This is a genomic window from Kitasatospora sp. NPDC057015, from assembly GCF_042673745.1.
GTDB lineage: Bacteria > Actinomycetota > Actinomycetes > Streptomycetales > Streptomycetaceae > Kitasatospora.
Genome location: NZ_JBHUSG010000006.1, coordinates 270,174 through 292,530, shown reverse-complemented (window position 1 = coordinate 292,530; position 22,357 = coordinate 270,174). Strand labels below are relative to the sequence as shown.

General features: G+C 74.0%; 14 protein-coding genes. 4 read left to right on the top strand and 10 right to left on the bottom strand.

Features of this window, described 5'->3' with window-relative positions; genetic code table 11:
• Positions 1-199: 199 nt before the first annotated feature.
• The gene (locus ACFTWP_RS08885; protein ID WP_380263554.1) at positions 200-1,381 is read right to left on the bottom strand and encodes a cytochrome P450; all 1,182 of its coding nucleotides are present in this window, start codon (positions 1,379-1,381) and stop codon (positions 200-202) included.
• A gap of 350 nt (positions 1,382-1,731) precedes the next feature.
• On the opposite strand from ACFTWP_RS08885, the gene ACFTWP_RS08880 reads away from it, so the two are divergent.
• From ACFTWP_RS08880 to ACFTWP_RS08870, 3 genes are all read left to right on the top strand, one after another.
• On the top strand, positions 1,732-2,097 hold the full coding sequence (locus tag ACFTWP_RS08880; RefSeq protein WP_380263553.1) for a hypothetical protein: 366 nt from the start codon (positions 1,732-1,734) through the stop codon (positions 2,095-2,097).
• A 297-nt stretch (positions 2,098-2,394) separates the two neighbouring features.
• Positions 2,395-6,735, top strand: coding sequence for a molybdopterin-dependent oxidoreductase (locus ACFTWP_RS08875; RefSeq protein ID WP_380263552.1), 4,341 nt, complete (start codon positions 2,395-2,397; stop codon positions 6,733-6,735).
• 526 nt (positions 6,736-7,261) lie between these two features.
• Complete coding sequence (locus ACFTWP_RS08870; protein ID WP_380263551.1) at positions 7,262-8,620, top strand: hypothetical protein; 1,359 nt, start codon at positions 7,262-7,264, stop codon at positions 8,618-8,620.
• 158 nt (positions 8,621-8,778) lie between these two features.
• Here ACFTWP_RS08870 and ACFTWP_RS08865 read toward each other — a convergent pair whose 3' ends face one another.
• The 8 genes from ACFTWP_RS08865 to ACFTWP_RS08830 form a co-directional block, all read right to left on the bottom strand.
• Positions 8,779-11,049, bottom strand: a complete 2,271-nt coding sequence (locus ACFTWP_RS08865; protein ID WP_380263550.1) for a tetratricopeptide repeat protein — start codon at positions 11,047-11,049, stop codon at positions 8,779-8,781.
• Between the two features lie 255 nt (positions 11,050-11,304).
• On the bottom strand, positions 11,305-12,426 hold the full coding sequence (locus ACFTWP_RS08860; RefSeq protein WP_380263549.1) for a Gfo/Idh/MocA family protein: 1,122 nt from the start codon (positions 12,424-12,426) through the stop codon (positions 11,305-11,307).
• Positions 12,423-13,175, bottom strand: coding sequence for a sugar phosphate isomerase/epimerase family protein (locus ACFTWP_RS08855; protein WP_380263548.1), 753 nt, complete (start codon positions 13,173-13,175; stop codon positions 12,423-12,425). The genes ACFTWP_RS08860 and ACFTWP_RS08855 overlap by 4 nt, the downstream gene beginning before the upstream one ends.
• Before the next feature lie 243 nt (positions 13,176-13,418).
• Positions 13,419-14,615: a Gfo/Idh/MocA family protein gene (locus ACFTWP_RS08850; RefSeq protein WP_380263547.1), complete on the bottom strand. Its 1,197-nt coding sequence runs from the start codon at positions 14,613-14,615 to the stop codon at positions 13,419-13,421.
• 40 nt (positions 14,616-14,655) lie between these two features.
• Positions 14,656-16,341, bottom strand: coding sequence for an extracellular solute-binding protein (locus ACFTWP_RS08845; RefSeq protein WP_380263546.1), 1,686 nt, complete (start codon positions 16,339-16,341; stop codon positions 14,656-14,658).
• Positions 16,342-16,508: 167 nt separating this feature from the next.
• The gene (locus ACFTWP_RS08840) at positions 16,509-17,486 is read right to left on the bottom strand and encodes a carbohydrate ABC transporter permease (RefSeq protein WP_380263545.1); all 978 of its coding nucleotides are present in this window, start codon (positions 17,484-17,486) and stop codon (positions 16,509-16,511) included.
• Positions 17,486-18,451, bottom strand: coding sequence for an ABC transporter permease (locus ACFTWP_RS08835; protein WP_380263544.1), 966 nt, complete (start codon positions 18,449-18,451; stop codon positions 17,486-17,488). The genes ACFTWP_RS08840 and ACFTWP_RS08835 overlap by 1 nt, the downstream gene beginning before the upstream one ends.
• Positions 18,452-18,861: 410 nt before the next feature.
• Positions 18,862-19,887, bottom strand: coding sequence for a LacI family DNA-binding transcriptional regulator (locus ACFTWP_RS08830; protein ID WP_380263543.1), 1,026 nt, complete (start codon positions 19,885-19,887; stop codon positions 18,862-18,864).
• A gap of 374 nt (positions 19,888-20,261) precedes the next feature.
• On the opposite strand from ACFTWP_RS08830, the gene ACFTWP_RS08825 reads away from it, so the two are divergent.
• Positions 20,262-21,440, top strand: a complete 1,179-nt coding sequence (locus tag ACFTWP_RS08825; protein ID WP_380263567.1) for a helix-turn-helix transcriptional regulator — start codon at positions 20,262-20,264, stop codon at positions 21,438-21,440.
• Positions 21,441-21,508: 68 nt separating this feature from the next.
• Here the strand turns inward: ACFTWP_RS08825 and ACFTWP_RS08820 are convergent, their stop codons facing one another.
• On the bottom strand, positions 21,509-22,327 hold the full coding sequence (locus ACFTWP_RS08820; protein WP_380263542.1) for a hypothetical protein: 819 nt from the start codon (positions 22,325-22,327) through the stop codon (positions 21,509-21,511).
• Positions 22,328-22,357: the final 30 nt, after the last annotated feature.

The following is a 22,357-nucleotide window of genomic DNA, read 5'->3' as shown; positions in this document are numbered from 1 at the left end:
CAGGCGCTCAACCTCAACGGCGTCCTGCACCCCAACACCGTCGCCGAGACCTACGGCCGCATCCTCTGCGGCCTCGAACCCAACACCGACCTCCTCTAGGCACTCCGTACCGTCTCGGCCGCCGTCGGACACGGGCGCCGGCCGGGTGTCGCGTGGGGCGAGGGTGCTGCCGGACGTACCCGGCAGCACCCTCGTCGTCCTACAGCAGGACGGGCAGCGCCTCCAGGCCGCGGACGAGCCGCGAGTGCCGCCAGCGGAGCCGGTCGACGGGCTCGGCCAGCCGCAGGCCCGGAAAGCGCACCAGCAGCACCCGCAGGGCGATCTCGACCTCCGCCCGCGCGAGCGGCGCTCCGAGGCAGCGGTGGATGCCGTGCCCGAACGCGAGATGGGAACGGGCCTCCCGCTCCAGGTCGAGCCGGTCCGGGTCCGCGAACCTGGCCGGATCGCGGTTGGCGGCGCCGGGGCTGACGAACACCGGGCTGCCCGCCGGCACGTCCGTCCCGCCGATCCGGACCGGCTCCGGTGCCCACCGCCAGGTGGCGATGCTGACCGGGGAGTCGTAGCGCAGCAACTCGTCGACGGCGCCCGCGATCCGGTGCGGGTCGGACCGCAGCAGCTCCAGCTGCTCGGGGTGCCGCAGCAACGCCAGGACGGCGTTGCCGATCGCGGCGGTGGTCGTCTCGTGCCCGGCCACCAGGAGCAGCACGGCCAGCGAGACCAACTCCTGCTCGCCGAGCCGGTCGCCGTCCCCGTCGCGGACGGCGACCAGGGCGGACAGCAGGGCCTCGTCCGGGTCACGACGCTTGGCCGTCACCAGCTCGCCCAGGTAGTCGGCCAGCGCGTGGGAGGCCGCGTCGATCCGCCGGTGGTCCCCGGTGACGAACAGGTCCGTCGACCACCGGCAGATGCTGTCCCGGTCGGCCGTCGGCACCCCGAGGAGCTGGCAGATGACGGTGACCGGCAGCGGCGCGGCGAAACCCTCGACCAGGTCCACCCGCTGCCCGGGCGACCACTCCTCGACCAACTGCTCGGCCAGCGAACCGATGTGGGGGCGCAGCCTGCCGACGGTCGCCGGGGTGAAAGCCCGGGTGACCAGGCGGCGCAGCCGGGTGTGGTCGGGTGGGTCGCTGTTGAGCATCGTGGTGGCCAGCGCGGGGTGCAGGGAGCGCCCCGACGGGCGGCCGGCGAAGAACCGCGCGGTGTCCTTCGACAACGCGGGGTCGGCGAACGCCGCCCTGGCCTGGTCGAAGCCGGTGACCACGGCGGCCGGGCCGGTACCGCCGTCCAGCGGAACCCGGAGCACCGGGGAGCGGTTCCGCAGCTCCGCGTACGTGGGGTACCGGTCCGCGTAGAAGGCCGGGTCGGTGAACGGGGAGGCCATGGTGCTCCTTCGGTGCGTCGTCCGGTGCCGGGGGCGGGTGGGCGGCGGCGGTGCCGTGGACGATCTCGGTGCCGACGTACTGCTCGGCAGCCCACCGTAGCCAAACGGACTCGGCACCCAGGTCTCCCGCGGGCGGCATCGCCACCGGGTCCGTCCTGCGGACGGTGGGTGTCCGCCCCTCGGGCGGCAGGTCGGCCCTCCGGTCCCGAGGGTCAAGTTCGCTCGGTCGGAAAGAAGTTGTCCGCCCTTCAGCCCTGCAAGGAGGATGGCGTCCGAAGGCCTGCGGGTGCTCGTCCGACTTGCCCTTCAGTCTCGCATGTGCAGGATATGAGCCGCTGGTCGTCGACACCGTGGCCTGCCGTCCGGGACACCCGCAGGTGCTCGCCCGGCTGGGTGCGGACCGCTGGCTGGTCGGGCTGCCGGGCAACCCGTACGCCGCGCTGGTGGCCGCCCACACGCTGCTCGCGCCCCTGCCGGCCGGGCTCACCGGGCGCGCCCTGCCCGCCCAGCCGCGGATGCCGGTGCACGGCGACGTCCGCCCCACCCGCGGGCTCACCAGGCTGGTGCCGGTGGTCTGGGACGGCCCCGGCGCCCGGGTCACCGGCGGACACCGGGCGGCGTTCCTGCACGGCGCCGCGGTCGGCGACGCCCTCGTGGTGATCACCGACGACTGGACGGACGGCGCCCCGACCCCACTGGTGCTGATGAGCGTCTGACCGTCCGCCTGCGGCGCCGTCGCGGCACTCCGGGACCCGGGAGCGAGGCCCCGCCCGTGCCCGGCAGGGCTCCCGCCTGCCCGCCTGTCCGCCGGGGCCCGGGTGCGCCGGCCGCCGCCCCGCTCACAGACCGGCGGCGCATCCTGTGCGGTCGGCTTAACTTCCCGTACCCACCGGGTGTGATGCCTCGGTAATGCGGCCTTCCTACGGTGATGATCGTGGGAACTCCCCACCGCCGACCGTGCCTCGCCCAGCGTGCGCCCGGGGCGAGGACTGCGAACTGGGGAGGGAGTCTCGGTGACGACGCCAGGCTCGAAGGCGGACAGCGTGCGGACGGTCTGCTCGTACTGCGGCGTCGGCTGCGGCATCGTGCTGGACATCGGCAGGGACGCCGCCACCGGGCGCCGTACCGTGAAGAAGACCTCGGGCGACAAGCAGCACCCGACGAACTTCGGGCGGCTCTGCACCAAGGGCTCGACCAGTGCCGACATGATGGCGGCCACCGGTCGGGCCGCCAAGGCGTTGATCCGCACCGAGCGCGGGACCGAGCCCGCCGAGGTGGACGTGGACGCGGCGATCACGGCGGTGGCCGGGCGGCTGCGGGCGATCCTGGACGAGCACGGACCGGACGCGCTGTCCTTCTACGTCTCCGGGCAGATGTCGTTGGAGGCGCAGTACCTGGCGAACAAGCTGGCCAAGGGCTTCGTGCGGACCAACCAGATCGAGTCCAACTCCCGCCTGTGCATGGCCAGCGCCGGCACGGGCTACAAGCTCTCGCTGGGCGCCGACGGCCCGCCCGGCTCCTACCAGGACTTCGACCGGGCCGACGCGTTCTTCGTGATCGGCGCCAACATGGCCGACTGCCACCCGATCCTGTTCCTGCGGATGATGGACCGGATCAAGTCGGCCGGCGCCAAGCTGATCGTCGTCGACCCCCGTCGCAACGCCACCGCCGCCAAGGCCGACCTGTTCCTGCAGATCAGGCCGGGCACCGACCTGGCGCTGCTGAACGGCCTGCTGCACCTGCTGGTGGAGAACGGGCACACCGACCCGGAGTTCGTCGCCGAGTTCACCGAGGGCTGGGAGGAGATGCCCGCCTTCCTCGCCGACTACCCGCCGGCGAAGGTCGCGGAGATCACCGGCATCCCCGAGGCCGACATCCGGCAGGCCGCGCAGTGGATCGGGGAGGCGGGTGAGTGGACGAGCTGCTGGACGATGGGCCTCAACCAGTCCACCCACGGCACCTGGAACACCAACGCGCTGGTCAACCTGCACCTGGCCACCGGCGCGATCTGCCGCCCGGGCAGCGGCCCGTTCTCGCTCACCGGCCAGCCGAACGCGATGGGCGGTCGCGAGATGGGCTACATGGGGCCCGGCCTGCCCGGTCAGCGCTCCGTCCTGGTGGACGCGGAGCGCGCCTTCGTCGAGGACCTGTGGGGCGTCGAGTCCGGCACGCTGCGGACCGAGGTCGGCCGCGGCACGGTGGAGATGTTCGAGCAGATGGCCGCCGGCGACATCAAGGCGTGCTGGATCATCTGCACCAACCCCGTCGCCTCCGTGGCCAACCGACGGACCGTCATCGCCGGCCTGGAGGCCGCCGAACTCGTCATCACCCAGGACGTGTTCGTCGAGACCGAGACCAACGCCTATGCGGACGTGGTGCTGCCGGCGACGCTGTGGGCCGAGTCGGACGGCATCCTGATCAACTCGGAGCGCAACCTCACCCTCGTCCAGGGCGTCGTCGACCCGCCCGGGCAGGCCCTGCCCGACTGGCAGTTGATCGCCCGGGTGGCCTGCGAGATGGGTTTCGCCGACTCCTTCACCTACCGGAGCTCGGAGGACGTCTTCGAGGAGCTCAAGCGGGCCTGGAACCCGAAGACCGGCTGGGACCTGCGGGGTGTCACGTACGAGCGGCTGCGGGAGACGCCGGTGCAGTGGCCGGCCCCGACCCCGGACGGCAGCGACCGCAACCCGATCCGCTACCGCAACGACGGCGTCAGCCAGACCCTGCTGGAGCGCGCGGACGGCAGCCGCCCCCGGCTGGTCTTCCCCACCGCGAGCGGCCGCGCGCAGTTCTTCGCCCGCCCGCACCTGCCCGCCGCCGAACTCCCCGACGACGACTACCCGTTCGTCCTGAACACCGGCCGCCTCCAGCACCAGTGGCACACCCTCACCAAGACCGGCAGGGTCGCCAAGCTCAACAAGCTCAACCCGGGCCCGTTCGTCGAACTCCACCCCGACGACGCCGCGGCGATGGACGCCAGGGACGGCGACCACATCGAGGTGGCCTCCCGCCGCGGCCGGGCCGTCCTGCCCGCCGTCGTCACCGACCGGGTCCGACCCGGCAACTGCTTCGCGCCGTTCCACTGGAATGACCTGTTCGGCGAGTACCTCAGTATCAACGCCGTCACCAACGACGCCGTCGACCCGATCTCCTTCCAACCCGAGTTCAAGGTCTGCGCCGTGGCGATGCGGGTCGTGCCCGCCCCGACACCCGAGGAGCCCACGCCCGTGCCGGCGACCACCGACCCCACCGTCCCGGCGCAGCAGTCCCAGGCCGCGCCCGCCCTGCCGCAGGCCGCCGCGACGCCCGTCCCGGCCGGGACCGGTGGCGTGGCCGCCGCCCTCCCCGAACTCGCCGCACTGTTCGGCATCGCCGACCTCGCGCCGCCGGCGCTCGGCGAGCCGGAGCGCCGCTTCCTGTCCGGGTACCTCTCCGGTGTCGCCCTGGCCCCGCCCGGCGGCGTCCCGGTGCTGCCCGCGAACGCGCCCTTCGAGCCCGCGACGGCCCTGTGGGTGGACGGCGTGCTGGCCGGCATGTTCTCCCGTACGGCCGGACCGGCCACGCACACACCCGGGCCGGCCGTCCCGGTCCTGCCGGGCCCGGCCGCCGGCCCCGTCGGCGCCGCGACCGGCACCGTCGCCGCGCCGGCCCGGGAGCTGATCGTGCTGTGGGCCTCGCAGACCGGCAACGCCGAGGAGTACGCAGCCACCGTCGCCGCCCGCCTGGCCGAGGCGGGCCGGCTGCCGTCCGTGCGCAGCATGGCCGACTGCCCGCCCGGGAGCCTGCCCGCCGACGCCGACCTCCTCGTCCTCTCCAGCACCTTCGGCGACGGCGACGCGCCCGACAACGGCGCCGACTTCTGGCAGGGCCTCACCGCCCCTGACACCCCACGGCTGGAGGGCCTGCGCTACTCCGTCCTGGCGTTCGGCGACTCCAGCTACGACGACTTCTGCGGGCACGGGCGCCGCCTGGACGAGCGCCTCGCCGAACTCGGGGCCACCCGCCTGCACCCGCGGACCGACTGCGAACCCGACTACGACGAGCCCGCGTCGCAGTGGCTCGACGAGGTCACCGGCACCCTCACCGGACCGCAGCCCGCACCCGCCCTGGCCGGCACCGCGACCGTGACCGCCGGGGCCGCGGCCCAGCCCGCGCCCGGCGCGGCGCCGACGGCCGCCGCCTCGCCGGCCCCCGCGGCAGTCCCCGCCGGCATCCGGCCCGCCGCGCCGGCCGGTTACTCGAAGGCGTCCCCCTTCCCCACCCTGCTGATCGGCAACCGGCTGCTCAGCCTGCCGGGCTCGCAGAAGGAGGTGCGGCAGTTCGCCTTCGACACCCGCGACGGCGAACTCGCCTACGAGGCCGGGGACGCCCTCGGTGTGTGGCCCGCCAACGGCTCCGGACTCGTCGCCGAATGGCTCGCCCTCACCGGCCTCGATCCCGAGGAGACCCTCGCGCTGTCCGACGGCGACGACCTCCCCCTCGGCGAGGTCCTGCGGACCCGCCTCGACATCGCCCGGATCACCCCCGACCTGCTCAAGTTCGTCGCCACCCGCACCGGGGACCGCGACCTCAAGCGGTTGCTGCGGCCCGACAACAAGGGCGAGCTGGCGAAGTGGAGCTGGGGCCGGCAGGCCGCCGACGTGGTCGGCGCCTTCCCCGTCCGGGCATCCGCCGCCGAGTGGGCAGGGGTCCTCAAGCGGACCCAGCCCCGCCTGTACTCGATCTCCTCCAGCCCGCTGGCGCATCCCGGCGAGGTCCGACTCACCGTGTCCGTCGTCCGCTGGACCAACGACCTCGGCCGCGACCGCAAGGGCGTCTGCTCGACCTACCTGGCGGACTGCGCGGACGACGGCCCGGTGCCGGTGTTCGTCCAGCGCTCCCCGCACTTCCGCCCGCCCGCCGCCTCCGCCACACCGATGATCATGGTCGGCCCCGGGACCGGCGTCGCGCCGTTCGTCGGCTTCCTGGAGGACCGGCAGGCCCGCGGCCACACCGGCCCCAACTGGCTGTTCTTCGGCGAGCAGCGCGAGGCCACCGACTTCTACTACCGGGAGGAGCTGGAGGCGTACCGGGCCTCCGGCCACCTGGACCGCCTCGACCTCGCCTTCTCGCGCGACCAGCGCAACAAGATCTACGTGCAGGACCGCATGCGCGAACACGGCCCCCGCCTGTGGCGTTGGCTCCAGGACGGCGCCCACTTCTACGTCTGCGGCGACGCCGGCCGCATGGCCAAGGACGTCGACCAGGCGCTGCGCGAGATCGTCGCCGCGCACGGCGGCATGGACGAGGAGGCCGCCGCCGCGTACGTCCGACAGCTGGCGAGCGACAAGCGCTACGTCCGCGACGTGTACTGAACCGCGTCGCCCGCCCCGCCGACCCCGCCGACCCCGCCGACCCCGCCGACTTCGGTGGGGTCGGTGTCGCGTTCGGTCGGGCCCCTTGTGGGAAACGGGCGTCCGGCACGCACGCCGCCTCGACCGCGCCCGGCACCGTCGCTCCCGAGGCCGGTCGGGCCCGGCCGGTGGCAGGGGCCTCGCCGAGCAGGGCGTCGATCGTAGCCGAATGACGGGTGGACAAGGCGCCCAAGGGCACAGATCGGTGACGATCGGTCAGGTGTGGCGCGGGAGTGGCACGGGTGCGCGGCCTGCCTCTAGGTTGGTCGCCGACGCTCCGTTCTCCGCGGGGAACAGAGCGATCCGGGGGCGGAAGTTTCAGACGATCCATGCGTGGGTGGGGAGCACAGTGGTGTCCGACGGCAACGGGTATCCAAGAGGTTCGGCGACGGGTGGCGGTGGTGGGACGCGGCCACCGGTCCCCAAACCCGTCCCCAACCGCCCCGGCACCCCGCCCCCTCGCCCCGGCGGGCTTCCCGTCACTCCGATGCAGGCACTGGGGGCCCACCTGCGCGGCCTGCGCGAGTCCACCGGGCTGAGCATGGCCGAGTACCTGACCAGGCAGGGCGAGGGCCTCAGTGACGTCTCCGCGTACGAGAACGGCGAGCGGCTGCCGCGCAAGGCGTACCTCGACACCCTCCACGGCGAGGTCGAACGGAGCGCGGGGGCCCAGCTCACCCCCGACGTACGCCGCCTGACCCACACCCTCTACCGCAACGCCCTGCCGGCCAAGGGCTCCGTACTGACCGACCTCTACGACTCGGAGCTCCGCAAGGAGGAACTCGCCTACAAGGTCGAAGCCGCCTACCTGCGGGCCCAGGACCTCCAGTACCGCAACGAGCAACTCCAGGCCCGGGTGGCCGCCGGCGGCGCCGTCCATCCCGACGAGGGCGAGACGCTGCGCCGGGAGGGCGTCGACCTGCTGCGCGAGAAGGGTGAGCTGATCGGCGCGCAGCAGGAGGTGCAGCGGCGGATCGAGCACCTGGAGCGGCTGCTGCCGCCGGTTGCCGCCGCTGCCGTGGTGGTTCCGCCCCGGCCCTCCGCTCCGCCCGTGTCGTACGGCCCGTCATCCCGACCGGCCCAGCCGAATCCGTCGCCGTGGTGGCCCGTTCCGCCCGCGCCGCAGCCCGCGCCCCGGGGGAAGGCCGGCCGTCGGGTCCCGTGGATCCTGGTCGGGGTGCTGACCGTGGCCGTGGGCCTGCTCGCCGGCGTCGTCCTGCGGCCGGTGCTGCTCAACACCGCCGCGAAGTCCGACCCGACCCAGTCGCCCTCCGCGCAGAGCACCGTGACGGTGACCGCGCCCGCGGCCGCGCCGGCCACCCCGGCCCCACCGGCCGCCTCCGCCGCGCCGTCCGCGCCGGGCGCCGGGCCGAGCTCCCCGCCGCCGTCGGTGGAGGCCGACTCCTCCGGCTGGGCGGTGAGCTACCGCGACACCGCGATCACCATGCCCCAGGTCGACGGTCCCTGCCAGGGCGCGAACATGGACTTCGAGCCGCCCAAGGCGGGCCCGCGCAACGACGACGACGCCAACGAGTTCCTGGTCGGGCACGACCTCAAGACCCAGAACGCGTGCTTCACCCTCAACGCGACCGCCGTCCTGGTCGCCCAGGTCAAGCGGTGGGGCACGGCCTCGGAACAGGCGCCGACCGCCGGTCAGTGCCTCGACCAGGCCAGCCGCCAGGCGCTCGGCGAGTCCGTGACGCTCAGCCAGGTGCACATCGGCTCCGCCTACTGCCTGGTCACCCAGGCGGGCTCCCTGGTCTGGTTCAAGGTCACCGCGAAGCCCGGCATCGACCACCAAGGGCTCACCGTCGCCGCGACCCTGTGGACCCAGAGCACCCGCTGACCCGCCACCCGCGGCCGGTAGCACCCGGCCCCGCGCCGGACGGGCCCGCCGCAGGCGATCGTGGTGCGCGCCGTGGGCAAGGGCGCGCACCACGGGGGCCGTCCGCCGGACCGGCGGCGCTACCCGTGGCCCGCCCGGCCCGGGCGCCGCCGGATCGGTCAGCTTCCGCCGCGCCCCTCCCCAGGGAGGTCGGCGTGGACGACCGCGGCACGGGCGTGCGCCTCGGCGGCCTCCGCGAACCTCCCCGAGGCCCGCAGGGCGGCGCCGAGGTTGTCCAGCGCCGTGGCCTCGCCGGGTCGGTCGCCGAGTGCACGGCAGATGGCCAGGTCCCGCCGGTGGGCTTCGACGGCCTCCGCGAACCTGCCGACCTCCCGCAGGGCGATCCCGAGGTTGTTGCGGGCCCGGCCTTCGCCGTGGCGGTCCCCGAGCTCGACGTGGACGGTCGCGGCCCGGGTGTGGCAGTCGACGGCGTCCTCGAACCTGCCCACCTCCTGCAGCGCGGTGCCGAGGTTGTCGAGCGCCGTGGCCTCGCCGGGTCGGTCACCGAGCTCGCGGCAGATGGCCAGGTCCTGGTCGTGGACGCCGACGGCCTCCGCGAACCTCCCCGAGGCCCGGAGGGCGATGCCCAGGTTGTTCAGCACCATGCCCTCGCTGCGGCGGTCGCGGAGATGGGCGTAGAGCGCCGCGGCCTGCCGGTGGGCGTCGACGGCCTCCTCCGACCTGCCCACCGCCGCCAGGGTGGTGCCCAGGTTGGTCAGCGCCGCGCCCTCGCCGTGGAGGTCGCCGAGGTCGCGGTGGATGGTGAGGGCCTGGTTGTGGGCGTGGACGGCCTCGCCGAACCGGCCCACCTCCTGGAGGGTGTTGCCGAGGTTGTTCAGCGCCTGGCCCTCGCGGTGGCTGTCGTCGAGGGCCCGGCAGCCGGCGAGGGCGCGTTCGGCGGTGCTGAGGGCGTCGTCGAGGTGCCGGCGCAGCCACAGGAACCGGTGGAGGTGGAAGGCCAGGTCGAGGGCGGCGTCCTGGTGCCGGGCGACGGTGGCGACCAGGGTGGGGTGTTCGGCGTCGAGCCAGCCGAGGGCCTGGGCGCGGTCGTCGAAGTGGGCGGGGGCCGGGTCGCCCGGCAGGGCGCCGAGGTGGTCGTCGGCCGCTGCTGCCAGCACGGTGTAGTGGCGCAGGAGCCGGCCCAGGGCGTCCCGGCCCTCCGCGCCGTCGGGGTCGGCGAGTTCGGCGGTGTGGCGGCGGATGAGGTCGTGCATGCGCCAGCGTCCGGAGCCGACGGGGTGTTCGGTGAGGAGGCCGGCGGCGGCGAGCGCGGCGAGGGCGCGGCGGGTGTCGGGCAGGGGCCGGTCGACGAGGGCGGCGGCGCCGGCGGTGGCGAGGTGGGGCCCTGCGCAGAGCCCGAGCAGGCGGAAGAGCCGGGCGGGTTCGGGGGCCAGCCGGCGGTGGGAGAGGTCGAAGGCGGCGCGCACCGCCAGCGACCGGCCGTCGGAGTCGTGGAACTGCAGGGCGTCGAGGGCACCGGCCAGGTCCTTGGCGAGGGTGGCGACGGTCAGACCCGGATCCTCGATCAGCTGCGCAGCGGCGATCTGCAGGGCCAGCGGGAGGCGTCCGCAGAGCCGCACCACCTCGGCGAACGCCGCCGGCTCCGCGGCGATGCGGCGGTCCCCCGGCAGGGCCGGGGCGACGGCGTCGCGGACGAGTTCGGCGGCGGCGGTGGCGTCGAGCTCGTCCAGGCGTACGAGCCGGGCCCGTAGGGCGGGGGAGGTGAGGGTGTCGCGGGAGGTGACGAGCAGGCGGTGGGCGCGGTGCGCGGGGACGAGGTGGGTCAGTTGGGCTGGGCCGGAGGCGTCGTCGGCGACGATCAGGACCGCCCCGGCCTCGGCCGCCCGCCGGGCGAGTTCCGACCGGTACAGCGCCGCCAGCTCCTGCACCTCACCGGGCAGGTCCTCGTCGCGGATCCCCAGTTGGCGCAGGAGGATCCCGAGGGCGCGTTCCGCGCCGACCGGGCCGGCGGGGTCGTAGCCGCGCAGGGTCACGTACAGCACCCCGCCGGGGAACATGCCCCGCTCGTCCGCCTGGTGGGCGGTGTGCAGGGCGAGGGCGGTCTTGCCGATCCCGGCCAGGCCCACGACCGCCGACACCACCACCGGCGCCGGCCCGGCCGACTCCGGCGCCGACCCGGCCGATCCGGGCTCCGACGACTCCCGCGGTGGCGGGTCGGGGGCGAGGGCGGCCAGCAGCTCGTCGACCTCCGCCTGCCGGCCGACGAGGTGTCCGGGCGCGGCGGGCAGCGCGGCCAGGGCCTGCGGTGGCGGGCGCAGCTGCGTGACGTAGGTGATGTGCTGGTCGCGGGCGGACAGGTAGATCCGGGCGTCGCCGGAGGCGGTCGCGTGCTGGTCGACGCGTCCGAGCGCGTCCTCCCGCGCCGTCACGGCGTGGCCGGGGACGGGTGCCGGTCGCCGGCGACCGGGTCCACCCGCCCGTCCTGCGCCGCCGTCGCCACCCACCGAACCGGACGAGACATCCCAACCCCCTTCGGGCACGCCGCTCCGGCCCCCCGAAGCCGCGGCGCGCGCACCCTACTCCCGGAGCGCGCGCGGTGTCCAAAGCGCGGTGCGGCCCGGAGTGCCGGCCCCCGGCGGGTGCCCGCGCCACGACGTCCGCTCGGCGGCGCCGGGGGCGGCCGGTCAGCTCGCGAGCGTCTTGGCGTACGGGTCCCAGTCCTCGGGCAGGGCGGCCGGCAGGGTGGGGCCGCCGGTGACCTCGACCGGGCGGGCGGTGTCGACGGCGGTGCCGATCGCCTCCATCACGTCGAGGACGTGCAGGGCCAGTTCGCCCGTGGCACGGTGTGCCGTGCCGCCCCGCACCGCGCGGGCCAGGTCGAGCACGCCGATGCCGCGGCCGGCCGCCGTTCCCGCCTCCGGGGCCTCCCGGCCGGGACCGCCGTCCTCGATCCGCGACGCGCCGTCGAAGTGGTTGGGGTCGGGCAGGACGAGCGTCGCGTCCAGGCCGGTGACCTCGACGAAGCCGAGCCGCAGCTGCGGCGACTCGAAGCTGAAGACGGCGGTCGCCGATCCGCCGCCGTCGAACTCCAGCAGCGCGGACACGTGGGTCGGCACGGTGACCTCGAACTCCGTCCCGGCGCGCGGGCCGGACCCGATCACCCGGCGGTCCCGCGACCGGCTGCCGACGGCGCTGACCCGGCGGACCGGCCCGAAGACGTTCACCAGGGCGGTGAGGTAGTAGGGGCCCATGTCCAACAGCGGCCCGCCGCCCGCCCGGAAGAGGAACTCCGGGCTCGGGTGCCAGGACTCCGGGCCGGGGGTCTGCATCAGGCTCAGGGCGGTCAGCGGCGTGCCGATCGCGCCGGACCGGATCTGCCGCAGGGCGCTCTGCAGGCCCGCCCCGAGGAAGGTGTCGGGCGCGCCGCCGACCCGCAGCCCTGCCGCGTCGGCCGCGGCGAGCAGGGCGCGGGCCCCGGCCGCGTCGGCGGCCAGCGGCTTCTCGTTCCAGACGTGCTTGCCGGCGGCGACGGCGGCGAGGCCGACCTCCACGTGTGCGGCGGGCACGGTCAGGTTGACGACCAGTTCGACGTCCGGGTGCGCGAGGGCATCGTCCACCGAGCCCCAGCCGGGCACGCCGTACGCCTCGGCCTGGGCCCGGGCGCGCTCCGCGTCGAGGTCGGCGCAGAACAGCACGCGGAGGTCGGGGAAGGCGGTCAGGTTCGTCAGGTACTGGTCGCTGATGATGCCGCAGCCGACGACGGCGACACCCATCGGTCCGGTGCGGTGCTGGTGCGGCCGGGTCATCGCACGCCCTTCGTGGTGAGGTAGGTGTGGCTCTGCGCCATGGCGTCGAACAGGTCGGTGGCGCACTGGTCGAGTTCGACGATGTGCCACTCCGCCGCCGGGGCGGCGGCGAGGATCGCGGGCACGGGCATCCGGCCCGAGCCGACCGCCACGTTGGGCTGCTCGCGGTCGACCGTGACGGGGCCGTCCTTGACGTGCAGGTGGCGGACCCGGTCGCCGAGCCGGCGCAGCAGCGCGGGCACGTCCTGGCCGCCGGCCGCCGCCCAGTAGGTGTCGACCTCCAGGACGACCGCCGGGTCCAGCAGGTCGGCGAGCACCTCCAGGGCGGGGACGCCGTCGAGCAGCGTCGAGAGCTCGAACTCGTGGTTGTGGTAGCCGACCCGGATGCCGTGCTCGGCGGCGGCCCGGACGGCGGCGTTGATCTCACCGGCGAGGGCGGCGACCGCGGCGCGGTCGGCGAACCGCTCCGGGGCGGCGTAGGGGAGGATCACGGTGTCGGCGCCGACCACGGGCAGCGCCCGCAGGATCTCGTCCTGCTGCTCGCCGGTGATCCAGGCGTGCACGCTGCACGCGCGCAGCCCGAACTCGTCGAGGTCGGCGCGCAGTCCGTGCGGGTCGGAGAGGATGTCGTACGGTTCGACGCCGGTGTATCCCATGGCGGCCAGCCGCCGCAGGGTGTCGTGCCGGTCGGCGGTCATGGCCTGGTCGAGGCCGTAGAGCTGGACGGCCAGCGGGGTCGTTGCGGTCACGGTGGTCGGGCTCCTCCGATGCGGTGGCGGGGGGTGCCGCCGGGCCCCCCCCCCCGCGGGGGGGGGGGGGGGCGGGGGGGGGGGGGGGGTCAGGTGGGGGGCTCCCCGCAGTGCGGGGCCGCCACCGGCCCCCCCCCGGGGGGGGCCCCCCGGGGGGGGGCGCCCCCGCGGGGGGGGGGGGGGGGGGCGCCCCCCCCCCCCCCGGGCGGGGGGGGGGGGGGCCCCCCGCCCCCCCGGGGGTGGTCAGTTGGGGGCGTCCCCGAAGTCCGGGACCTCCAGCTGCACACCGCCGGCGAGGGCCGACCGGTGGGCGACCAGGCCGGGCAGGGTGTAGCGGGCGGCGGTCCAGGCGTTGACCGGCGGGGCCTCCCCGGTCAGGCAGGCGGTCACGAAGTCGTCGGCGAGGAACTGGTGCGAGCCCTCGTGGCCGTTCGGCTGTCCGGTGAACTCGGCGGGCAGCCGGCCGAGGTCGTGCACCGGGGCGAAGCCGCTGACGAAGGCGTCCCGCAGCGACGGGTCGATGTCGGCCAGCGCCTCGTCGTCCAGCCGCGCGGTGGGCACGGTCCGCATCAGCTCCTCGATGTCCTCGGCCTTCTCGCGGTCCTGCCACAGGGTGGTGGTGGCGAGCTGCTCGAAGCTGCCCTCGGTGCCGAAGAACCGGAACCGGGACTCGCGCAGCGGGGACGGGTAGCCGACCCGGCGCATCTCGTTGGTGCGCACCACGCCGCCGTCGGCGGTGCGGAAGAGCGCGGTGGCGTTGGAGAAGTCGTTGTCCCAGCGGCTGACCTCGCGGTCGAACACGCCGTCGCCGCGGGTGTCCGCGACGCCCAGGCAGGAGACCGAGGTGACGTGCGAGCCGGTGACGGCCAGGACGCCGCCCAGGGCGTGCGTCGGGTAGTACATCGGCGGGAAGCTGGCGGTCTCCTTCCAGGTGTCGCCGCCGCTGAACCGGTAGGCGTCGTAGAAGCCGAGGTCCATGTCGTGGACGTAGTCGCCCTCGGCGTAGAAGATCTCGCCGAACGCGCCCTCGGCGCGGCGCTTGCGGCAGTACACCGCCGCGGGGTTGTAGTAGCTGGTCTCGCCCATCATGTAGGTGAGGCCGGTGCGGCGAACCGCGTCGACGATCGCGGCGATCTCCTCCTCGGAGACGGCCATCGGCACGCTGGAGTACACGTGCTTGCCGGCCTCCAGGGCCTGCACGACGAGGGGGCCGTGCGTCCACCGCTGGGTGAAGATCGCGACGGCGTCGACGTCCGAGGCGAGCATCGCCTCGAAGGACGGGTAGGTGGTGGTGATGCCGTGGCGGGCGGACTCGCGCTCCAGGCGCTCGGGCACGGCCTCGGTGAGGCGGACGTCGTGGACGCCCGGGTGGGCCTGGAAGAGGGGGATGAAGGCGCGGGCGAACTGTCCGGCGCCGACGACGCCGATGCTGATGGTCACGGTGATGGCTCCTGGGAGGTGGTGCGGGCGGGGCGGCGGGTCAGTCCTTCTTGGCCATGGCCTTCTCGTACTCGGCGCGGACCTGGTCGCCGCCCTGGCTCTTCCAGGCCTGCCGGGCCTCCGCGAGGGCGCCCATGGGCTTGCGGCCGGTGACGACGGCGACCATCACGTCGTCGATGATCTGCTTCAGCACCGGGGCCTTGGTGATGGAGGTCTCGGAGTAGAGGTTGACCACCGGGTTGGGCTCGCTGACCGGCATCGCGTTGTGCAGGAAGGACTGCGCGTTCATGGCGACCTGGGCGGGCTGGCCGGCGAAGAAGAAGTTCAGCTCGGAGGGCTGGCACATGTAGGCCATGCTGAGCTCGGAGAGCCGGGCCGCGTTGGTGGTGGGCACCGGGGAGCCGTCCTGGGCGTAGGTGAAGTGGTAGTCCGCCACGCCGTAGTTGGTGAAGGTGTACTCGCTGCTGCCGAACGGCGCGGCGAAGTAGTCGCACACCCGCAGGATCTCGCGGACCTTGTCCTTGTCGCCGCGCAGCTTCGCCGGGATGCTGTAGTAGCCCCAGTAGCCGGTGTCCTGGGTGATGAGCGGCTTGCCGCCGTCGAAGCCCGGGGGAAGCATCGGCTGGAGGTCGGCGCCGGGGCTGTTGCGCTGGATCACGCCGAGGTCGCCGCCGACGGAGACCATGCCGTTGAAGCCCTCGGCGTGCATGCCGATCGAGCCGTTCAGGAAGAGCTGCCGCTGCTGGTCCCACGGCATGGTGGGGGCGTCGGGGTGGAAGGCGCCGCCGACCCAGAGCTTGCGCATGTAGGTGAGCATCGCCTCCCACTCGTCGGTCTCGTGGTCCTTCACCAGGCTGCCGCTCTTCTCGACCCGCCAGGTGGAGGGCACGCGGTGCATGGAGGCGAAGAAGCCGCTGTTGAGGTCGGACAGGCCCCAGGTCTTGACGCCGGCACCGGCGGGGGAGGACTTGGTGAACGCGGTGAGCAGCGCGAACACCTCGTCGGCGTTCTTCGGCATGTCGAGGCCGAGCGCCTTGCGCCAGTCCTCGCGGTAGAAGGCGACGTTGTTGACGAGCGGGGTGGGGCGGGGCACGCCGTAGATGGCCCCGTCGATCGAGCTGTTGCGCCAGGCCCAGGCGGGCAGCCGGGCCAGGTTCGGGTACTCCAGGATCGCCGATCCGCCGACGTAGTCGGAGAGTTCGGTGAAGGCGCCCTGCTTGACGCTGCGGTCGATGGCCGGGGAGAAGTAGTGGTTGACGTTGAAGAGGTCGGGCATGTCGCCGCCGGCGATGATGGTCTGGGCGCGGTCGCCGATGTCGGAGCCGCCGACGAGGGTGGGCTTCCAGGTGAGGTTGAGCCGCTTCTCCAGCTCCTGCCACCAGCGGTTGGCGTCGCGTCCGGGCGGCGGGGTGGTGGCGAGCTGCATCAGCGCCGTCATGGTGCCGCCGCGGCCCGGGGCCTTGGCCACGGAGTCGAACTGCTCGGAGACCGAGGGGTAGCGGTCGTACGCGGCGGGAACGCCGAGGACCGGGTCGCGGTGCTCACCCGGCAGCGGGTTGGTGGCGGGGCCGGCGGCCGGCGTCCGGAACGCGCCGCCGGGGGTGTGGCTGCTGCTGCCGCCACCGCCGCTGCCGCAGGCGGCGAGGGCCAGGCCGGCGCCGGCGCCGAGCATGCCGGTCAGCACGGTGCGGCGGGTGGTGGCGGCCGAGGGGAACGACGGTCTCATGGGGGTGGGCCCTTCTTGGTCCGTGAGGGGTGGGTGCGCGTCCCGAGGCGGCCGGGCGTGCCGGACCGCGCCGTCGGGTGCGCGGCGTCATGGGTGGTGCGGGGGGAGATGCGTGGTGCGGGGCGGCCCGGTCGGTGCTCCGGTGCCGCGGTCGGTCGGGGGTGGGCTCAGCCCTTCACCGCGCCGACCAGGACTCCCTTGGTGAAGAAGCGCTGCACGAAGGGGTAGACGATCAGGATGGGCAGGGTGGCGACGACGGTGACCGCCATCTGCAGGGTCTGCGGCTGCGGCAGCGGCTGGTTCGGGTTGGGAGCCAGCTGGGTCATCGACTGGCCCTCCAGGACGAACTGGCGCAGCACCAGCTGGATCGGCCACTTCGCCGTGTCGTTGAGGTAGATCATGGCGCTGAAGAAGTCGCTCCACAGCGCCACCGCGTAGAAGAGCGAGACGACGGCGAGGACTGCCTTGGACAGCGGCAGGACGATCCGCCAGAGGATCTGCCACTCGTTGGCGCCGTCGATCCGCGCCGAGTCGAAGAGCTCGGCGGGCAGGTCCATGAAGACGTTGCGGACGACGACGAGGTTGAAGGCGTTCACGGCGCCCGGGATGATCAGCGACCAGTAGCTGTCCAGCATGCCGGTCGCGCGCACCAGCAGGAAGTTGGGGATGATGCCGGCGCTGAAGAGCATGGTGCCGAGGATGAGCCACAGCACGAAGCGGGCCCCGGGCACGTCGCGGGTGCGGGTGAGGGAGTAGGCCGTGAGCACGGTCAGCACCATCGACACGATGGTGCCGACGACGGTGACCAGGATGCTGACGACCAACGCCCGGGTGACCAGGCCGCCCGCGAGGATCGTCCGGTACGACTCCAGTGACCAGTGCTTGGGCCACAGCAGCAGACCGCCGCCCGCCAGGTCGTTCTGGTCGCTGAGGCTGACGGCCAGGATGTAGACCATCGGGTAGAGCACGGCGAGGCAGATCGCGGTGAGGACGAGTCCCTTGCCGATGGTGGCGGCGGCCGAGGGCCGTTCGGACCAGGCCGGGCGTTCGGCGCGGCCGCGGCGGCCGGGGCGGGGTCGGCGGGTGGTCTCGCCGGTCGGTGGGGCGGTGACCGCCGGCCGGGGCCGGGTGGTGGTGTCGGCCATCAGAAGGCCCCTTCCGAACCGGTGCGCTTGACGAACTTGTTGGCCGCGACGACGAGGGCGGTGCAGATGGCCCCCTTGAGCAGGCCGGCGGCGGTGGCGAGCCCCCAGTCACCGCCGACCACGCCCCGGGTGTAGACGAAGGTGTCCAGGACCTGGGCGGTGTCCGCGCCGACGGTCCTCTGCTGGAGCAGGATCTGCTCGAACCCGACGGTCAGGACGTTGCCCAGGCGCAGGATCAGCATCAGCACGAGCACGGCCCGCATGCCGGGCAGGGTGATGTGCCACATCCGCCGCCACGGTCCGGCCCCGTCGACCGCCGCCGACTCGTAGAGCTGGGAGTCGATCCGGGTGATCGCGGCCAGGAAGATGATGGTGTTCCAGCCGGTGTCCTTCCAGATCACCTGGGCGGTGATCAGGGACTTGAACCAGTGCGGGTCGCTCATGATCGCGACCGACTGCGTCCCGTGGTCGGAGAAGAGGTTGGTGAACAGGCCGTCACCGCCGAGCAGCTGCTGCCAGATCGCGATGACGATCACCCAGCTGACGAAGTGCGGCAGGTAGACCACGGCCTGCACCCAGCGCTTGATCCGGTCGCTCATGATGCTGTTCAGCAGGATCGCCAGGGCGATCGGCGCCGGGAACGCCAAGGCGATCTGGAGGAAGCTCAGGACGACGGTGTTCTTGGCCGCGGTGACCAGCTGGGGGTCGTCGAACATCACGGCGAAGTTGTGGAACCCGACCCACTGGCTCCCGGAGAAGCCGAGGAAGGGCGAGTAGTCCTGGAAGGCGGCGGCGTTGCCCAGCAGCGGGAGGTAGCGGAAGACCACGAAGTACAGCAGGCCGGGCAGCATCATCAGGTACATCAGCCGTGCGCGCCACATCCGGGAGCCGAGTGAGGTCCCGGGGCGGACCCTCGGGGTGCGGCTGCTGGTGGCTCGCCGGGCGGCGACCGGGTCTATGGACATCGTCTTCCTTCCCTGCCGGCCGCGGCCCGGACGGTCTCCGGGGACGGCGTGAGGTGCGCAGGACCGGCGTTCCCGGGCGTCCGGGACCGGGCCGGTGCCGCGTCCTGCGGCGTCGTCCCGGTTTCGGCGTGGGGCCGAAAATAGTTCTGCGGTGGGTGGGGTGCGGCGGCCCCGGGCCCGGGAGCGGGTTCCGGAGGTGAGTCCGCCGGTCAGGGCTGTGATCCCGACCGGAGTGAGGCTCCGCCCCGGCGCCCCTGCCTGTCAAGGGATCACACAGAGTTTTCGGCGTGTTTCCGAAATTCCACGGGGATGTGGGCGGCGCACCCTGGACGATCGCGGCAGGGCGGCGACGATCGTCCATGTCGCGGCCCTGCCGGGACCGGGGCCCGGGGCCGGCGGGGGAGGGGCGCTCAGCGGGCCGGGGGCGCGGTGCTGCCCCGGACGACCAGCGTGGTCGCCATCTCCATCCGTTGCGGTTCCGTCACGGCCCGGTCGCGCTGCTGCAGCAGGATCCGCACCGCGGTGCCCGCCATCGCGGCCAGCGGCTGGCGGACCGTCGTCAGGGGCGGCGCCGTCCAGCGCGTGAACGGCACGTCGTCGAAGCCGACCACGCTCAGGTCGCCGGGCACCTCCAGGCCGTGCTCCGCCGCCGCCTTGATGGCGCCCATGGCCAGCACGTCGTCGCAGGCGAACACCGCCGTGGGCGGCTCGGGCAGCTCCAGCAGCTCGGCCATCAGGCGGTGGCCCGACTCCTCCTGGAACGGCCCGGTGCGCACCAGTTCCGGCCTGGTGGGGATGCCGTTGCGGGCCAGCGCCGCGTAGTACCCGTCGAGGCGCGCCCGGGCGCACCAGTGCTCCGGCGGGCCGCCCAGGCAGGCGATCGAGCGGTGGCCCAGCTCGACCAGGTGCAGCGCGGCGTCCAGCCCGCCCTGCCAGTTCGTCGCGCCGACCATGTGGAACCCCGGCTGGGGCTCGCCCACCGGGTCGAGCAGGACGCACGGGATGCCCGCGTCGAGCAGTTCGCGCTCGGCCGGCGTCAGGGAGTCCAGGACGACGATCAGCCCGTCCGTGCCGCGCCGGAGCACCTGGTCGATCCAGCCGGACTCGGGGTTCCCGCGCAGCTGGCGCGTGGTGATCGCGACGCTCACCTCCTGCTCGGCGGCGGCCTCGACGGCGCCGCGGGTCAGCTCCGCGGACCACGAGCTCGCCATGTTGTCGATCAGCATGTCGACGATGCCGACCCGGCGCCGGGCCGCCGGCAGCTGGTAGCCGTGCCGGACCAGCAGGCTCTGCACCTTGCTCCTGGTCTGGGCGGAGATGTCACCGCGGCCGTTGAGGACCTTGGAGACGGTGGCCACGGAGACCCCCGCGTCCGCCGCCACCGAGGCCAGCGTGATCCGGCCGGTCCTGCCGGTACCCGTCGTGTCGTCTGCCATGTCGCGGTTCCTCTCCCTGTGGGCGCGCCGGGGTGTGCCCGTCCCCTGCGGGCGCGGCCCGTCCGGGCGGCCCAGTCGGGTGGGAGCCAGGGTAGCGAGCACGGGCCGGTGCTCCGGCGGTCGCCGTCGGTGCGGGTTGCCGGAGAGCGTCGCACGGATGTTGACCGTCACAAACGGCGCTTCTACACTTCGGACGGCAACATTACCGAAACTTTTCTCTCCCTGGCGGGCCCGCCACCGCACCCGGCCCGCCCGGGCATGCCGATTCGGCCGAACCGACGAGTGCCGCACGCCGCCCGTCCGGAGCCCGGCCGACCGTCCTCGAACGCAGCCGCGCAGCCCGTGACCGGGCCTTCAGGAGGTATCGCGTGTCCATGGCCCCTGCTGCCGCCGTACCCGTCCGCTCCGTCGGCGCCCAGGCCGTAGCCCTTCCGATCCTCCGGTCCGGTCCGGGGATCCGGCAGGCGCGCGGTCGCGCCGCCCCCGCCCCCGCCCCCGCCGTCGGCCGGCCGCTGCGCCCCGCCCGGGCCCTGCACGGCCGCCCGCTCCGGTACGACGACCAGCCCCCCGGCGGGTACCCGGGCCACGATCGCGCGGGAGCGGCCGCCACCGCGGGCCGGACCGACGGCGTGCTCCGCGCCCCGGGCGAACGGGTCTGGCGGCTGGTCTGGTCGCTGGGCCCGTCACCCGTACCCGGAGCCGGCGGCGACCCGCACGACGACGGCCGGCCCGGACGGCCGCTGCTGGTGCCCGGCGCCGTGGCCCTGGTGCCGCCCCACCGGGTCGACTGGATCGAGGCCGCCGCTGCCGCCAGCACGCTGGGGGAGGTCGAGTTCTGCTGGCCCGGCAGCCCGCCGGAGCAGTCGCAGCCGTGGGTCCGGCTGCCCCGGTCCCCCGATCCCTCGCCGGTGCTGCTGGAGTACCTGCTGTGGCTGGGCACCGCCCGCACCTCGCGCTGGCGGGAGATGGCCGCGCAGTCGCTGTGGATGGTCCTGTCGCTGCTGCTGGAGGGCGGCACCCAGGACGGCCCGGCCGCCGGGGATCCGGGCTCCCCGGCGCCGCGCGTGCCGGCCGCCCTGCCGCCGCGCGCCGCGCTGATCGCCGTGCGCGCCGCCGCCGACGACGCCGACCGGGCCGACGCCGACCGGGCCGACCCCGAGCGGGCCAGGCCCGAGCTCGCGGCGGCCCTGCGGTACGTCCGCGAGGCCTGGCGGGAGGGGCCGCGGCCGCTCACCCTGGTGGAGCTGGCCGGTGCCGCGTCCGTCTCGCGCGGCCACTTCGCGCGGATGTTCCAGGCGCACTTCGGCGTCGGCGCCATCACGGCGCTGGAGCAGGTCAGACTGGCCCGTGCCGAACGCCTGCTCGCCGTCGGCGACCTGAACGTCTCCCAGGTGGCGCGCGCCTGCGGGTTCGCCGACCCGCTGCACTTCTCCCGGCGCTTCCGCGCCACCCACGGCCTCGCGCCCCAGGTGTTCCGGCAGGACCCGGGCGCCGCCACGTCGAGGTGCGACGGCCCCGCCGTCCGCGCGCTGCTCCGGCTCACGGGCATCTGATCCGGGAACGACGACGGCCGCCGCCCGCCCCGAGGGGCGGACGGCGGCCGCGGGCCGTTCAGGACGGGTCAGTACACGTCCACGCTGTAGTTCCAGGTGTGCGTGGTGCCCGAGCCGCGCCAGATCTCGTGGCCGGCCTGGACGCTGACCAGGTAGAGGTTGGGGTCGAGCCAGCCGGAGTTCTGGGAGTGGGCCGTGAACTCGCCCAGGTTCAGGTTGGACACGTTCCAGGTCTGGCTGGTGCGTACGTAGCTGATGACCTGCCAGGAGCCCCAGCTGCGGTAGACGTCCCAGCTCGCGCCGCCGATCCAGACGGTGCTGACCTTGTCCGCGGAGCTCGGGATGGCGCCGTCGCTGTAGTTGAGGAAGATCATCACCTCGTTCTGCGGCTGGCCGCCGGGGTTCTGCGAGGGGTCGACCCACAGGTCGTAGATCGAGTCGCCCTTCCAGTTGCCGGCGTTGACCTCGAAGTCCCAGTTGGTGACGACCTGGTGCCCGTCGCCGATGCGCACCGGGAAGCCGCCGTGGTCGGGGTTGGCGTAACCCCACTGCCAGCCGCTGACGACGGACGGCCACGCCTTGATGTGCCACTCGTCGTCGGAGATGTTGGTGTTGTTCGACCAGTTGAAGCTGGAGTACCAGTTGTTGCCGAGTTCGGAGTCCGAGTGCGACACGCACTGGCTGCCGACGCCCCAGCCGTTGTAGGTGTTACCCCACTGGCTGTTGTGGGCGTAGTACTTGCCGTACATGATGGCGCCCTCGACGTTGCAGTTCTGCTGCGTGGCCGCCTGGGCGGGGGAGGTGGCCAGGCCGGCGAGCAGGACGCCGGCCAGGGCGGCGGCGGTGAGTCCGCCGCGGAGTCGGGCGGCTCGGTGGAGGAGGTTCACGGTGGCTCCGTTGGTCCGTGGGGGTGGGGT

Coding starts and splice junctions, on each gene's coding strand:
- ACFTWP_RS08885 (WP_380263554.1), bottom strand. CDS start 1,381: ATGGCCTCCCCGTTCACCGACCCGGCCTTCTACGCGGACCGGTACCCC.
- ACFTWP_RS08870 (WP_380263551.1), top strand. CDS start 7,262: ATGCAGGCACTGGGGGCCCACCTGCGCGGCCTGCGCGAGTCCACCGGG.
- ACFTWP_RS08860 (WP_380263549.1), bottom strand. CDS start 12,426: ATGACCCGGCCGCACCAGCACCGCACCGGACCGATGGGTGTCGCCGTC.
- ACFTWP_RS08845 (WP_380263546.1), bottom strand. CDS start 16,341: ATGAGACCGTCGTTCCCCTCGGCCGCCACCACCCGCCGCACCGTGCTG.
- ACFTWP_RS08840 (WP_380263545.1), bottom strand. CDS start 17,486: ATGGCCGACACCACCACCCGGCCCCGGCCGGCGGTCACCGCCCCACCG.
- ACFTWP_RS08835 (WP_380263544.1), bottom strand. CDS start 18,451: ATGTCCATAGACCCGGTCGCCGCCCGGCGAGCCACCAGCAGCCGCACC.
- ACFTWP_RS08830 (WP_380263543.1), bottom strand. CDS start 19,887: ATGGCAGACGACACGACGGGTACCGGCAGGACCGGCCGGATCACGCTG.
- ACFTWP_RS08825 (WP_380263567.1), top strand. CDS start 20,262: ATGGCCCCTGCTGCCGCCGTACCCGTCCGCTCCGTCGGCGCCCAGGCC.